Annotated in this window: 12 protein-coding genes and 1 tRNA gene; 9 read left to right on the forward strand and 4 right to left on the reverse strand. The window is 50.7% G+C overall.

From position 1 onward, the window contains the following. The first annotated feature begins 62 nt into the window (after positions 1-62). Entirely contained in the window at positions 63-812 is a 750-nt protein-coding gene (locus tag AAA857_RS02970; RefSeq protein ID WP_338172962.1) for a hypothetical protein, read from the forward strand. On the opposite strand, the gene AAA857_RS02975 is transcribed toward AAA857_RS02970, so the two are convergent. Beyond that, positions 813-890 (reverse strand) — tRNA-Met (locus AAA857_RS02975). Positions 891-996: 106 nt separating this feature from the next. Between AAA857_RS02975 and AAA857_RS02980 the strand changes: the two genes are divergently transcribed. The 3 genes from AAA857_RS02980 (at position 997) to ftsZ (ending at position 4230) form a co-directional block, all read left to right on the forward strand. Beyond that, a complete protein-coding gene (locus AAA857_RS02980) occupies positions 997-1812 on the forward strand; it encodes a hypothetical protein (RefSeq protein WP_338172964.1) in 816 nt (271 codons plus the stop codon). 168 nt (positions 1813-1980) lie between these two features. After that, positions 1981-3015: a DNA repair and recombination protein RadA gene (gene radA / locus AAA857_RS02985; RefSeq protein WP_338172966.1), complete on the forward strand. Its 1035-nt coding sequence runs from the start codon at positions 1981-1983 to the stop codon at positions 3013-3015. A gap of 87 nt (positions 3016-3102) precedes the next feature. Next, positions 3103-4230 carry a cell division protein FtsZ gene (ftsZ, locus tag AAA857_RS02990; protein WP_338172968.1) on the forward strand — a complete coding sequence of 376 codons (1128 nt, stop codon included), beginning with the start codon at positions 3103-3105 and terminating at the stop codon, positions 4228-4230. Here the strand turns inward: ftsZ and AAA857_RS02995 are convergent, their stop codons facing one another. Then, on the reverse strand, positions 4231-4917 hold the full coding sequence (locus AAA857_RS02995) for a choice-of-anchor V domain-containing protein (protein WP_338172970.1): 687 nt from the start codon (positions 4915-4917) through the stop codon (positions 4231-4233). A 53-nt stretch (positions 4918-4970) separates the two neighbouring features. Here AAA857_RS02995 and AAA857_RS03000 point away from each other — a divergent pair, with 53 nt between their 5' ends. Then, complete coding sequence (locus AAA857_RS03000; RefSeq protein ID WP_338172972.1) at positions 4971-5522, forward strand: hypothetical protein; 552 nt, start codon at positions 4971-4973, stop codon at positions 5520-5522. On the opposite strand, the gene AAA857_RS03005 is transcribed toward AAA857_RS03000, so the two are convergent. Further along, entirely contained in the window at positions 5511-5906 is a 396-nt protein-coding gene (locus AAA857_RS03005) for an OsmC family protein (RefSeq protein ID WP_338172974.1), read from the reverse strand. The genes AAA857_RS03000 and AAA857_RS03005 overlap by 12 nt on opposite strands. A gap of 58 nt (positions 5907-5964) precedes the next feature. Here AAA857_RS03005 and icd point away from each other — a divergent pair, with 58 nt between their 5' ends. Further along, a complete protein-coding gene (gene icd / locus AAA857_RS03010) occupies positions 5965-7191 on the forward strand; it encodes an NADP-dependent isocitrate dehydrogenase (RefSeq protein WP_338172976.1) in 1227 nt (408 codons plus the stop codon). A gap of 66 nt (positions 7192-7257) precedes the next feature. Here the strand turns inward: icd and AAA857_RS03015 are convergent, their stop codons facing one another. Further along, positions 7258-10704 carry a hypothetical protein gene (locus AAA857_RS03015; RefSeq protein ID WP_338172978.1) on the reverse strand — a complete coding sequence of 1149 codons (3447 nt, stop codon included), beginning with the start codon at positions 10702-10704 and terminating at the stop codon, positions 7258-7260. A 111-nt stretch (positions 10705-10815) separates the two neighbouring features. On the opposite strand from AAA857_RS03015, the gene AAA857_RS03020 reads away from it, so the two are divergent. From AAA857_RS03020 to AAA857_RS03030, 3 genes are read left to right on the forward strand one after another with little or no spacing between them, the layout of a single operon-like run. After that, positions 10816-11328, forward strand: a complete 513-nt coding sequence (locus AAA857_RS03020; protein WP_338172980.1) for a hypothetical protein — start codon at positions 10816-10818, stop codon at positions 11326-11328. 43 nt (positions 11329-11371) lie between these two features. Beyond that, the gene (locus AAA857_RS03025; RefSeq protein ID WP_338172982.1) at positions 11372-13699 is read left to right on the forward strand and encodes an MMPL family transporter; all 2328 of its coding nucleotides are present in this window, start codon (positions 11372-11374) and stop codon (positions 13697-13699) included. Positions 13700-13749: 50 nt separating this feature from the next. Beyond that, positions 13750-13974, forward strand: coding sequence for a hypothetical protein (locus AAA857_RS03030; RefSeq protein WP_338172984.1), 225 nt, complete (start codon positions 13750-13752; stop codon positions 13972-13974).

Consider the following 13974-nt stretch of genomic DNA (forward strand, 5'->3'; position numbering starts at 1 on the left):
AGAGGAGCGGCTCATTGGATGAAAGGCATCATAGGAGAGAACCGACAGCGGTGCATGTTGCTATGTTTGGTATGCAAGACCCTTCACAAACGCTCCTCCAAATAGAGCGTTACATGCAAGGGGGACGATTGGAACTCTCAGAAGTGATGGCAACCCAGTTTTGCGACATGATGTTGGCCAACAAAAAGCGAGACGTTCAGCAACAGATCTTCCTCCTCAAGGGATTGCGTTTGATGTGCGACGTGTACATGCTCCGGGATAAAGCCAGTCAAAGCATGACGGCCATCAAGAAAATGCATCGTGAACGCAAGAGTCTGGTGAAAATCCTTGAGAAGAACGCCCCTGCAATGCTGGCATCGATGCAACCAGAACATGAAGACCATCTTCGAGCAGGCCGTCTTTACGCCTTGGCTGGAAAGGTTGGTGCAGCCAAGAAATCATTCGCAAGATGTGAAGCCTTGGTCCCCGGCCATTTGCCTGCAGCCATCGCAGCTGTCCACCTGCTTCCCAACAAGAAACACGTTGAGCGGCTACTTGGGTCTGTGGAAAAAGCAGGCGCTGTCATCCTCGCTGGTGGAGTGTTTCAACTCAATCCTGAACATGCCCCCTCAGCGGGATTGGATGACATCAACAAGGCCCTGTCTGTAGCGGCTCAGCAATTGCCGTCTCATGGACCGCAGTGCAACGCGAGCATTCAGAACCTTTCAGACCAACAAACAGCGATATCAAAAGGGGAACAGGCGGCAAACGAGCGCCTCCAATCGGCTCTCGATAATCTCAAGCCAAAGCATGACTATTACCAGTACGGTTGATGGTAGCGAGGGATGGATTTGAACCATCGATCTCCGGGTTATGAGCCCGACGGGATATCCAGACTACCCCACCTCGCTAACCATTGCGCCACAGTTCACTGTTTTGAAACCACCGATAACGATGGCTGACGGAAAGTGTTCATTTTCCACTGATTTGATGAACAAGAAACGTTTACCCTTATTCATGCGCAGGCCAACTCTTCGACCTTGGTTGATGTTTGCGCTGATGGTATCATGTGGCCTTTCGGGGTGCCTCGGGGACAGCGAAGGTCCTGAAAATAAGAATCCCATTTCCATGGAAGTCTACTATGATGCTACTTCCGGTACCATCGAAGAGGTCGTCCAAAATGGAGCGGTGCTGTCTCAAAGTGGAGTGGAACTCAGTTTTGACTTCGCACGGGTCACGTCAAAGGCAGGGAACATGAAATCGTTCAGTTACGACCCTGGAGATGATGATGATGGCTCAAATAGCGTAACAGTCAACGCTAACGACCAGGCTGAAATCTCGTACACTTACCTAACCCACGGGCTGTTTACGGCAATACTAACCGCGGTGGATGAAAGCGACAACACGGCAAACATCACATTGGAAATCCGCATCGATAAGCAAATCCAATGGACGCAGACCAACACGGACAATCCAAGTCCAATGGCCATTGAAACAACGCCCGATTGCGAATGCCCAACCCCTGAGAAGATCGACATTGATTCAACCATTACCAACCCCAATTCGTTCCCTACACCCGCTACCATCACCGTAACCTGGCATCTGAACAACCCGAATGGCGATGAGGAAGCCTTCCATACCGAACAGATCGGGGACGGACAAGACGCTTCATGGACACACGGCCAATACAACGTAGAAGGTGGAGATTGGGCGCTCGAGGTCACCATTGACGCCGGCGATGGAACCATCGACATCGCCCACACGGTAGGTATAGTGTATGAGGCATTGGAGTCCGACCCACGACCCTTCACCTCTGATGTTCCAGAAGCGTGAAGATGTTTACTTTCACATCCACGAAATCAAAACTAAAAGTGAAGGAAACAGGCTACTGACAACCGTTCAGTTAGCAAGAAAACCAACAATCAACCCTCTCACTTCTCGCGCCGTCCATCGTTCATTCATATACGGAAGGCCAGTCCTGTTGCATGGAAGTGAACAGAAATGGCAGCAAAAGGTAAGAAGAAAGTCAGCATTGAAGTTGAAAAGAATGAAAGTCCTAAGGCAACGGTAGAAGAAACAATGCCCGAAGAAGAAGAGGAGAAGATCACCATCGAAGATTTGCCTGGTGTTGGACCCGCAACGGCCGAAAAACTACGTGAAGCAGGATTTGATGAACTCCTTGCACTGGCGGTTATGTCACCTGCAGACCTTGCAGAAGAAGCAGAACTCGGTGAAGCCGTTGCAGGTAAAATCATTGCAGCAGCAAAGAAAATGGCGAACATTGGCGGGTTCGTATCGGGTGACGCACTCCTGGAGCGACGTCGTGAAGTACAGAAACTCACGTCCAAGGTACAATCCATTGATGATTTGCTTGGAGGCGGATTTGAGACGCAAGCCCTCGTTGAAGTCTACGGAGAATTTGGTAGCGGAAAAACTCAAATCGGTCACCAACTCGCTGTGAACTGCACCATGACGCTTGAACAAGGGGGGTTGGATGGAGATGTATTCTACATTGACACAGAAGACACGTTCCGTCCAGAGCGAATCACCCAGATGGCCCGAGGTCACGGCGTGGACCCTGAATACGTGTTGTCACGAATTCACGTTGCACGTGCGTACAATTCAGCTCACCAAATGCTTCTCGCAGATGAGATTAAGCGCATGAGCAAGGGACTCAACGTGAAGATGATCATTGTTGATTCATTGACCAGCCACTTCCGTGCAGAATTTATTGGAAGGGGAATGCTTGCTCGACGCCAACAGAAACTCAACAGTCATCTGAAGGATTTGAAGCAGCTTGCTGACATCAACAACGCCATGGTACTCGTGACCAACCAGGTCCATGCAAAACCGGATGCAATGTGGGGTGACCCCACCAAGCCAATCGGTGGCCACATTCTTGCGCACGCAAGCACCTTCCGCCTCTACCTACGAAAGGCAAAGGGCGGCCGTCGTATTGCACGATTGGTCGATTCTCCAAACCTTCCTGACGGTGAATGCGTCTATCAGGTAACAGAAGAAGGTCTACGTGACTGACGGTGGAATTCAAAAGGCCATCAAACTGCATTAAGACCCCTCCTTTAGGGCGGCACATTCAAGTTCTCTTCAACGAGAATCAGCCTTATGCGCCATTTGATTGAACGTGTGCTCGAATTGTCGGACGACGAACAACGGGTGGTAACTCACCAACAAGTTCCTGACCAAGGGTCCGAGGAAGAATTGCGAGCATTGCTTGAGTCATTGCAACCTCGAATTCGAGTCTATGGTGCCGGTGGTGCTGGATGCAATGCCATAAATCGTCTCTTCGAAGAGGGTTTGTTTGAATCTTCTTACGTGACCGGGTACGCCATCAATACCGATGCTCAAGCCCTGTTGCAATCACCTCTCCAAGAGAAGGTTCTCATCGGGAGAACCGCCCGCGGCCGTGGTGCAGGTGGCGATCCCACCAAAGGGGAAGCTGCTGCATTGGAATCTGAGATGGTCTTGCGAAGAATCACCAACGACACTCAACTCGCCATCATTACCGCGGGAATGGGTGGCGGTTCTGGAACAGGTGCTGCAGGGCATATCGCCCGACTTGCTAAAGCTCAAGGAGCCATGACCATTGCCGTAGTCACCTATCCGTTCAAATCCGAAGGCTCTCTACGAAAGCAAAATGCTGAATGGGGCCTTGAACGACTTCGAGAACATTGCGATACCATTCTTGTCATTCCCAACGAACGCTTGTTGGAAATTGAAGGTGTCAAGGACTTGCCGATTGCAAGCGCTTTCCGTGTCGGAGATGAGTTGCTGGTCCGGTCAATAACCGGTGTCACGGAGTTGTTAACTACCGATGGAATGGTAAATCTCGATTTCGAGGACCTCAAAGCCGTCATCAATTCAGGCGGAGGCGTCGCCATGATCGGGCTTGGTGCTGCAAAGGGCGCCGGTCGAGCGGAGGCAGCCACCATGGAAGCCTTGCACTCACCCTTGCTTGAACTTGACATGAGCGACGCCCGTGGAGCACTCATCAACGTGGTAGGAGGCAACAACCTCACGCTTGGAGAAGCCGAGCGATGTGCCCAGTTAATCCAAGAACAAATCTCCCCCAATGCCAAGATCATCTGGGGAGCAGCGGTTGATGAATCGTTAACCGATGAAATCAGGGTCATGCTTGTGCTCACTGGAGTAAAGAGTGACCAAATTCACGGGGCTACTGAAAACCGTCAATTGAGAGCGCTAAGAAACCGACAAATTGAATTTGTCAATTGATTACGAACGCCCTGCCGACCAGAGCATTCCAACAAGTGCACAAAGCCCAACGGCCAAAAGTACCTTATCGAACGGATCCAATCCATCAATGGATGGAGATTGGTCAAGATCGCCTTCATATTCAGTTCCTGGCAAGACAACTGAATATTCATTCCAACCGTCTCCTGTTTGCTGACCGTTCCCGTTCACTGCGTTGCCGTAAACCGAAAACTCACTCCGGCTTGTATTGTCCGTCGGAGAAGTCCACGTGAAATTCCAGACCCGCTGATAGGTTCCGTTTTCTGTATGAGTCCATCCATTGTCGAGGTATTGGGCTTCGCTTTGGTTGAACATCATTGACCCGTTGGAAACAGTGATTCGAAATCCTCCTTGCGAATGCTCTTCATCAACTGCAATAGAACTGCTGAGGTGAAGTTGAACGTTGTAGGTGATGTTCGCTTCGTACTCCGATGGGAGCCCTACCAAACTGACATCGGTGGAATCCGCCCGGGAATGACACAGACACCCTTCATTGCCCCCTTCACCAACCCCACTTGGTACGCTGCTTACCGATGGGAGCATGAGGAGAATCGCTAACATCACGAACAGGCCCATGCTGCGTATGATGTCACCCATGATTTTCCCTGTTCGCCGTTCTCCTTGATGCTTTCCACCGGATTTCTCGATGGTGTTTCGCTGATGATGCATGAGCGTTCGTGGAAAACCATGTTTTAACTATGATGAGAACGGGAGATGGTAATATGTTTAACGAAGAACCGATGATTGGATCTGATGAAGACGAAGAGGAAATGGATATTTATGCCGCTCTTGGGCTCAACACTCCCGTTGAACCAAGTGTGTCTGCAAATACATCACAATCCGGATTCCACATTGACCCCACGGATCCTCTCGCTGCCTTCATGGACGATGACGACGATGACGGTGCCGAAGAGCCCCTCATGTTTGGACAAACCAGCCCCGCAAATGTACCGGTTGAAGAACTGCTTGCCGTTCTCGTGAAAGATACGCTCAACGATGGCGCCATCCAACAAACCCTCCCCTCCGATTCAATTCGTGTAGATCTTGATTCAACACTCGTCAAAAAGGACCGTGACGCCTACCATTTGTCCCTCATCATCGACATGGGAGGAGAACAGATCAAGCCCTTCGCAACCGTTCGAGCATCCGGTGACACGTGGGCTCCAATGCAACCTCCAAAGGGATTGCATCAGGGCTGGCTTCCGTTGTACCATTCACTAGCAAAGGCGCTGACCAATGCACTGATGCAGCAAGGTCGACCATCAAGCCTCTGAAAGAGGATGAAGAACTGACCCATGTGTTATGGTGATCTTCTCGTTGAACATGTGAGATACACTGCAATACTTATCATGGCTCATTTTGACAATTCGTTCGACGAGTTTGAGGGGAACGTCACCACGGACATGGTATTCCAGATGAATCGCTGTAAAAACCCGAGGAGTACCCGTAGCCCGCTCTGCGCTCATTTCTACCCAAACCTTGTCAAAGACACGTTCCTTCAATCCAAGGACAACGTCGGCCATTGAACACAAACCAATCATTTGCAGGGTGACCTGCATTGGTGTTGGCCCGTCATCCCAGTCAAAATCCAAGCGATCTCCTGTATCATTAACACCGAATGCCTTCGACCCTTTCACCCATTCTACTCTCCCGTGCATGCAAATGCTACGGGCGGTTGATTCTTGAAGGAGATGCATCTCGCTTCTGCTGAGAGACATGTCAGGAACACCAGTAACCATGGAAAGCGGTCAACTTAACGTACCCAACGACCCTGTAATTCATTACATCGAAGGCGACGGAATCGGTGTTGACATCACCCCGGTCATGATGAGCGTTGTCGACGCTGCCGTGAACAAAGCTTACAATGGCGAAAAAGCCATCGTTTGGAAGGAAGTGCTGGCTGGCGAAAAGGCATTCAATGCAACGGGCGAATGGCTCCCACAAGCAACCTTGGATGCTATGCAAAATGGATTGGTATCCATCAAAGGACCGCTCACTACGCCTGTTGGCGGAGGCATACGCTCACTCAACGTCGCTCTTCGACAAAAACTGGACCTCTATGCTTGCGTTCGCCCTGTTCGCTGGTACGAAGGAACACCTTCACCCGTAAAGGCCCCTGGTGATGTCGACATGATCATTTTCCGAGAAAACAGCGAAGACGTTTACGCTGGAATTGAATGGGAAGCAGGCAGTGACGACGTGAAGAAGGTTATCGATTTCTTGCAAAATGAAATGGGAGTTGACAAAATCCGCTTCCCCGAAACATCAGGAATTGGAATCAAGCCGGTCTCTCAAGAAGGAACCGCTCGTATTGTTCGTGCTGCCATGAAGTATGCTATTGAGAACGATAAGCCAAGCGTGACATTGGTTCACAAAGGGAACATCATGAAGTTCACCGAAGGTGGTTTCCGCGATTGGGGATACGCTTTGGCCAAAGAAGAATTTGGAGCCACTGAACTCGATGGAGGTCCATGGTGCACCCTCAAGAATCCAATCACTGGAAACACCATCCTCATCAAAGATGTCATCGCTGATGCTATGCTTCAACAAATCATCACCCGCCCTGCTGAGTACAGTGTGCTAACCACCATGAACCTCAACGGAGATTACATTTCGGATGCTCTCGCTGCTCAAGTTGGTGGTATCGGTATTGCACCAGGCGCTAACATCAACTACGACTCTGGAATTTCAATCTTCGAAGCCACTCACGGAACGGCTCCAAAGTACGCGGGTCAAAACAAGGTAAACCCCGGTTCGTTGATTCTTTCCGCCGAAATGATGCTACGCCACATGGGATGGAAAGATGCTGCTGACCTCATCGTCAAAGGAATGGAAGGGGCCATCTCAAACAAGACCGTGACCTATGACTTCGAACGATTGATGGACGATGCAACCCTGCTTTCATGCAGTGCCTTCGGTGAAACAATGATTGCTCATATGTGATCGTTCAATCATCGGCCAAAGATAATGAATACCTCGCAGAGGTTGAACAATTGATTCGTAAAAGCCTCAGTTGGCTTTGAGTTTCAACCACGGCTTCAGCGTACGATGGTTCTTAGCCACGCTGAATCCGAATTTCTCTTCGATGGCGCGGTCAAGAAGGGTAAAGTCGCCGTCCATTGTCGCGACCAAAACTGCACCAATCTCAGGAAGCGGCTGAGTGGCAAGGTGTGTGGCCAATCGGTAAATGTCCAAATCTGTTGTTTCGGGGTAAATATGCCGGTTGTCCATTGTGGTTCGGTAGGTTGGGCCTCGTGCTTGCTTCAATTCGGTCAGGTCGGCAAATACATCGTCGTGCTTGCGCAAGAATTCAGTTAATTCTTCGGATTCTTCAGGCAATTGTTCCAACATTTCAGAAGTGGGGGACCACGTATTAAATTCTACAAGAATTTCGTCAACGAGTCCAAGAAGAACCGATTCACTGAGTGCATTCTCAAGTTTATCGGAAGCGATCATGGCGCTTCTAAATCGGTAGCTGATGCGGTTGTCCTTCGCAAACTGTTTCAATTCACCGCGAACATCGTCGGGTATCATGAGGTGAAGTCGTTTTGCACTTGCATGGTGGCGCAGCACATCGTGGAAGCGGTTGCTTCCAATCGTGTTGAGGTTCGCTCCAAAGACCAATTCCATATGCTCATACACCTTTTCCACCAGGGCATCAACGAGAATGTTGGTATCGAGGATCACGAGTGGAGCCAGTTTCAAATTGTGCAAAAAGCGACGCTTTGAGGTCGGGATGCTCTCCTTGTACTGAGAGAAGAGCGTCTGTTCAACCCCGGCCAAACGCTTGCGGTCTGTAATGGTGAATTTCGTAGAATTCTGGGCTCGTTCAAGGTACATGAGTCCCTCAAAGGCCCCGTCTTCAGCGGCAGATTTTGCGATGTCATACACTTCGGTCATCGAAGGGGAACTTGTCATCATGGCTTGACGGAATTGTTGCTCGGATTGGTTGCGTGAGCGACGGTTGTCCTTGCTGATGCGAGTGGAAGCTGCAGTAACCCGACCGAGGAACGGGTCCGGGGGAAGAACGTGTGCCTTTTCATACGGGTAGTTTCGCAACAGGTCCAGTTCTTCTTCGAGGTAAATTGTTCGCGTTTTCTGGATGATGTTTCCTTCAACATCTTCCTCTTCGTAAGCCTGCTTGCGCTGGACAAAGCGACGAATCAAACGGGTTGCACCATCCGTATCGGTGAGCGCAGTATGGCAGACATTGAGGTAGAGTTTGAAACGCTCGGTGATGGCTGCTTTCAGTGCTGGAACCTTGTTCAGCAGGGCGATGGCTTCATCCCATTGTTTTGCATGAGCATAGTGAATCAAGGATTTCCTGTAAAGCGTGATGGGAAGGGCCAGAACCGAGTCATCGTCTTCGCCGTTTGTATCGCCATCAGTTCCTTTGCTTGCAACGCCCGTAAACAATTCAGCGGCCCTGGAATATTCACGGGCGGAGTTTAATTCATCGCCATTAGACGCAAATAAGGCTGCGCGAGCAAGAGGTGCCCAAGGCGACCTTGGATTGGCCTGTTGATACCAATCAACAAACTGAGGAAGGCCGAGGTCGTGGTCCAGAGCGAGATAAGAAAACGAAGGTATCAGGCGAACAGGAAGCGCCTCTTCGGTAATCAATGCGTCAACCGAAGCTGAATCGTCGGGGCGTGCAAGGCCAATGTGATAGGTTTGCAGGAAGCCGTTCATCGTCAGGGTCAGCAGAATGACTTCAAACAGACGATGCTCAAGAGGTGAAAGTTCCAATTCCCCAAGACTGTTCCGCATCTTGTTGATGTTGGTCAGACTTACAACGCCGCCACTACCGTTCTGAGAAAGGGCAGCTTTGATTGGGGAATAGGCTTTCAGTGCTGTTTTGTTGAGAACTTCAACAACTTCTGGGGTCTCTTTGTAGATGCCTTCAAGCAACAGGAGCAGGTGCTCAGCAACTGGACTGAAGACATGGGGTACTTCGGCCCCATGAATGGCTTGAAGAGCTTGTTGTCGACATTGTTTGAGCTTCTCACCAATTGTAACCGACTGGTGGGCAGTTGTCACGTGCGACACAAAGAGAGCCTCATAGGGGTGGGTGAGGGGGAGCATCTCATCTTCAGAGAAGACAAGGCAAAGACGCTCAAGGTCAAGGGCGCCCATCAACAATTCAATGATGGCTGATTTTGCTTCCTCCCAGAAGGCCCCTTGTTGGTCGCAGAGGCGCTGTGCTACGGCGGTTCGAACTTCGTTGGAAAGCCCCTCGGAGATGACCATGGTGTACCAAGACCCATCGTCCAAATTATCAACATGGCTCATCAACCACGAATCTGCATCTTGGCTCCCCAGAGAAACGATAAGCGGGAGGAGTTCTGATACATCGGATGATGCATCAAGACTGAGCCCTTGCAGGACTTCGATGGCTTGCTTGTCTTTCTTTTCGTTATGGAGCGCCTTCAGTTGCCACCACGTCAATCGATCAACAGAATCAGTAATCCCGACGTCACTCAACAAACTCAATCCTTCAGACAGTTGCTTGGAACTCAGTTCCTCCGCCGAGGCAGGTGCTTGTGACCAAGCTAGGCGACGACGAGAGAGCGTCAAGGCGTCATCATCGGAGAGTGCGAGGATGCCTGCCCAATCTGAAACGGTCCCTTCACGCAGCATCTGTAAGTCTTGAAGTGCTTCCGTGAGGTCCTTATTGGCGGTTGTGCATTCTTTGAGAGTGGCTTTACCTAATGATGTCCCTGAATGGATGGAGAGGTGAAGGCTAACAAAAGCCATGCTTCCCTTGAGGTTCATCAGGTGGGCATCGGGCTGAATTGGGCGCCCTCCTGAAAGTTGGTTGATCACTTTCTGCAAAGCGACTTTGGTTTCTGCATCGGCTGCTGCCTTCATCGCCAACTGAAGCACCGCTGCGAGAGATTGAGTATCCAAGGGGTCAATCCGGAACACTTCTGAATCCATTGATTTCTTGGCCGACTTCTTGGACGCCTTGCCTTTGGGAAAGGCCAAAAATTGTGCTAGGAGCGTTGTTTTCTCGGCCACCGTATGCCAAACGGGGTGTACGCCTTTGGTCATGCAAACTTCTCGCAACTTGGTTTCTTCACCGTCCCATGCCTCGTCCCAAGAATCGGCGTCCAGTTGCTTGTGAATGAGGAGCGCTGCGAGTTGAAACGCCGTCGAATAAGGCTGGTCTGCAATGATTTCAGCGGGCTTGGGAAGCCAATCCATGTGAGATGAGCCGCTGCTACGACCACTGCGACGCATGCGTCCTCGTTGTCGGGGCATGGAAGGTCGGCGGGTGGGTGAATCGTCATCGTCATCGTCTGCCGCAGGAGGTTCTGCTTCATGGGCTGCGAAGACGAGAATTGAACGAAGAGGTTTGTCAAGCATCTGCCAGGCCGCTTCTTTGTTCATTGTGGCGACTTTGACGTTGTTGGACATCGGTTTGGAGAATGCCGCTTTGAGGCAGGTTTCCATGTACGATTCCTCCAACAGCGAGCCCCCTTACGGTTTGGGGCCTATACGCGCCGCTTTGAATGCACCGATGCTGATGTTTGGTTTCACGACCTAGGGGGAACACATAGTTCAATGAACAAAAGCCTCTACGGTGTTGCGAGGAGCCTCATGGAACTTGTCCCAATGATTGCACTTTTACTTCATCCATTGCTAGCCAGTGGCTTGGTTGTGTGGATATGGTGGCAGTATTCATGGCGCAAAAAGTCCTATGAATTGAAGGGCGAAACCAGGGCAGCCTACCTTGAACGTCACGAACGCAACGGTGAACGGTTGCTCTGGGCGACGGGAGTCGTTATTCTCGTCGCATTCACAGGCAGGGCCGTAAGTGGGTGGTATTCAAACGGAGATTTCACATCCAATTTGCTCCCCCAAAGCCTTCATGGTTTTATGGGGCCAGTGGGCTTTGTTCTCATGGTCATTCTAACCCGAATGGGTAAGGAAGCAAGAGACAAACGAAAGGCGGGGGAATCCTTTGCCACGTCCAAACTCAAGCACGGGCGTGCAGCCGACATCATCATCTATCTCGTGTTCATTCATGCATTCTTAGGATTCATTTACACCTTTGATGTTCTTTCCGGCTTGTAGTCCCAAAACGCCGATTCATATACACCTTGCATAACGCCGAAACATGGAAGGAGCAACCGACCCCAAAATGCTGGAAGACCGGCTGTTTTACAAAATGGGATTGCTCATCCATGACCGCCGCAAGATGATGATGGCCTTTGGACTCATTTCATGCATACTCATGGGCAGCCTCATCGCTATTGGGCCCGATTGGTCTGAAGGATTCGGCGAGGACGACGTTGAATCCGTCAACGCAGGACGCTTGATCTCTGAGCGCTTTGGTTCGGAATCCGATGAAAGCGGGCCATCATTCCGATATGTGGTATTCCACCCCTCGCTCAACGACACGTCATCTGAATGGAAGCAGGCCGTCATGGATGCTCTTAGCAAATTTGAGCAACACCCAAATGCAACCGTTGATTATTCCTGGGACACCACTGAAGTGGACCGAGGTGATGTTGTCATCACCGATGAAAACGGAACGTACGCCATCAACAAAATTGTCTTCAATACGAATCGAAAAGAGGCCAAAGTCCTGATTACGGATTTGGAGACGACGGTGAAGATTGACAGTGATTTTTCAGGATGGATGACCGATGGTATCTTCCTCGACTGGACTTTTGACGACCGCATCAAAAAGGACCTCATCAAGGCAGAAGTTGTCGCCGGCCCCCTCACCCTCCTCATACTGGGGTTAATCTTCGGCTCGTTCATTGCTGCAATCTTACCGATGGGTGTCGGTGGAGGAACCTTGGTGGCTGCGGTTGGGATGACAATTTGGTTGTCCAATGTTACAGATGTTACCGTCTACGCTACAAACATTGTCTCCCTGATCGGAATCGGTGTTTCCATCGATTACTCTCTGTTCTTGGTCAATCGTTTCAGAGAAGAATTGGACCGAGGGCACGATGTACGAACTGCAACTGCCATGAGTTGCGCAACCGCTGGAAAAGCGATCTTTTACTCCGGAATTACCGTCGCAATCGGCTTGATGGGGATGCTGTTCTTCACCAACACCTCGCTTCCTTCCTTGGGCATAGGTGGAACAATTGCCGTGACCATCGCCATGATTTACTCCACCATCGTACTGCCTGCGGTCATGGCGGCTTTAGGGCCACGAATCAACAATCTCAAAATTCCCTACGCCTTCGACATGCGAGCAAAAGACGACGGATTGTGGGCAAAAATTGCAAAGAAGGTCATGGACCGACCGTGGGCCGTACTCATACCAACCCTCATCCTCCTCATCGGAGCAGGGCTTCCCTTCGCATACGCTGAATTTTCCTTATCGTCTTGGAAGGCACTTCCCCCCGACGATGAATCTCGCCAAGGCATGGAAATGATCGACGAACTGTGGCCAGATCAGGCTGCGAACTCAATTTATATCGTCATTGAAACCGACGGCGCCGACCCGCTCTCCGAGGTCAACCTCCGGGCTCAACATGCCTACATCACCGACCTGCTTAACGACTCCAGAGTCTCAGGTGGAATTGGAGTTGGCCTACCGGATTTAGCCATGAGTGCAGATGATGTCGTTCAGTTCTGGGCTGCGCCTGATGAATTCATGCCAGAAGACCAACAGGCCATACGAAACAGCCTCCGGCAAGCCTTTGTTGGTGAAAACGCTACCATGATGTCGATTCAACTCGTTGGAGCACAAACCAACGTGGATTCAAGGGAAACCGTTGAGGATATTCGAAGCGACCGTGACGACTTATTGAATCAATTAACTGGGGAAGACGACCAACTGTTGGTCGCCGGATTTGCCGCCTACAACGCTGATAATTTGGAAGCGATTGCGGACAATCTCCCCAGAGCATTGGCCTTCATCCTCATCGCCACATCGTTCCTTATCTTCATGCAAGTCAAATCCATTGTCATACCCATCAAGGCCATCGCCATGAACATCCTCTCCATCTCCGCATCCTTCGGCATGTTGGTTTGGGTGTTCCAGTGGGGGTACGGGGCGGAACTGCTGAACTTCACGGCTCAACCCATCGACTCCGGGAATCCGGTCATCATGTTCTGTATCGTCTTTGGATTGTCCATGGATTATGAGGTTCTGATGCTTTCTCGCATCCACGAAGAATGGGAGCGTACCGGTGACAATACGCTGGCTGTGGCCAACGGTTTGCAGAAAACTGGTGGCCTCATCACGGGAGCTGCCGCCATCATGGTCGTCGTATTCGGAGCATTTGGACTCTCTTCAGTCATTATTCTCAAACAGATCGGGCTTGGCCTCGCGCTTGCAATTCTCATTGATGCAACGCTGGTCCGTGCACTCGTCGTCCCGTCCACCATGCGCCTAATGGGCAAGTGGAATTGGTGGGCGCCAGCGTTCATGAAGGGCAAAAAAGCCTTGAAAGCCAGCGGTTCCAATGAAGATGAGTGATGCTTCCTGATTGGGCAAATCTTCAAAACAGAACGACCGGAGGATTCACTATGGCAAGGGACCGTACACTGAAAAAAGTGAACAAGTTGCTTCAACGTGTCGAGAAGCACATTGAAACGACCCGTGACGCCCTTGAAGACTTGGAAATCGAGTTTGATGTCTTGAAAGCGGCCGTAAAGCGCCTCAAGTCGGACGATGCCCCAGTGGACGAAGTCCCCGAGCCCGAGATGGACCTCGAAAATGCCTCCAACACTTCCAGCATTCAGAAGTTTTGA

The sequence above is a fragment of the Candidatus Poseidonia alphae genome, assembly GCF_943787815.1.
Classification (GTDB): Archaea; Thermoplasmatota; Poseidoniia; order Poseidoniales; family Poseidoniaceae; genus Poseidonia; species Poseidonia alphae.

What these genes read in the sequence shown, in the direction of transcription:
- AAA857_RS03015 (WP_338172978.1), bottom strand. Translation starts at nt 10,704, where the DNA reads ATGGAAACCTGCCTCAAAGCGGCATTCTCCAAACCGATGTCCAACAAC.
- AAA857_RS03030 (WP_338172984.1), top strand. Translation starts at nt 13,750, where the DNA reads ATGGCAAGGGACCGTACACTGAAAAAAGTGAACAAGTTGCTTCAACGT.
- AAA857_RS03000 (WP_338172972.1), top strand. Translation starts at nt 4,971, where the DNA reads ATGTTTAACGAAGAACCGATGATTGGATCTGATGAAGACGAAGAGGAA.
- radA (WP_338172966.1), top strand. Translation starts at nt 1,981, where the DNA reads ATGGCAGCAAAAGGTAAGAAGAAAGTCAGCATTGAAGTTGAAAAGAAT.
- AAA857_RS03020 (WP_338172980.1), top strand. Translation starts at nt 10,816, where the DNA reads ATGAACAAAAGCCTCTACGGTGTTGCGAGGAGCCTCATGGAACTTGTC.
- AAA857_RS02970 (WP_338172962.1), top strand. Translation starts at nt 63, where the DNA reads ATGTTTGGTATGCAAGACCCTTCACAAACGCTCCTCCAAATAGAGCGT.
- icd (WP_338172976.1), top strand. Translation starts at nt 5,965, where the DNA reads ATGTCAGGAACACCAGTAACCATGGAAAGCGGTCAACTTAACGTACCC.
- AAA857_RS03005 (WP_338172974.1), bottom strand. Translation starts at nt 5,906, where the DNA reads ATGCACGGGAGAGTAGAATGGGTGAAAGGGTCGAAGGCATTCGGTGTT.
- AAA857_RS02995 (WP_338172970.1), bottom strand. Translation starts at nt 4,917, where the DNA reads ATGCATCATCAGCGAAACACCATCGAGAAATCCGGTGGAAAGCATCAA.
- ftsZ (WP_338172968.1), top strand. Translation starts at nt 3,103, where the DNA reads ATGCGCCATTTGATTGAACGTGTGCTCGAATTGTCGGACGACGAACAA.
- AAA857_RS03025 (WP_338172982.1), top strand. Translation starts at nt 11,372, where the DNA reads ATGGAAGGAGCAACCGACCCCAAAATGCTGGAAGACCGGCTGTTTTAC.
- AAA857_RS02980 (WP_338172964.1), top strand. Translation starts at nt 997, where the DNA reads ATGCGCAGGCCAACTCTTCGACCTTGGTTGATGTTTGCGCTGATGGTA.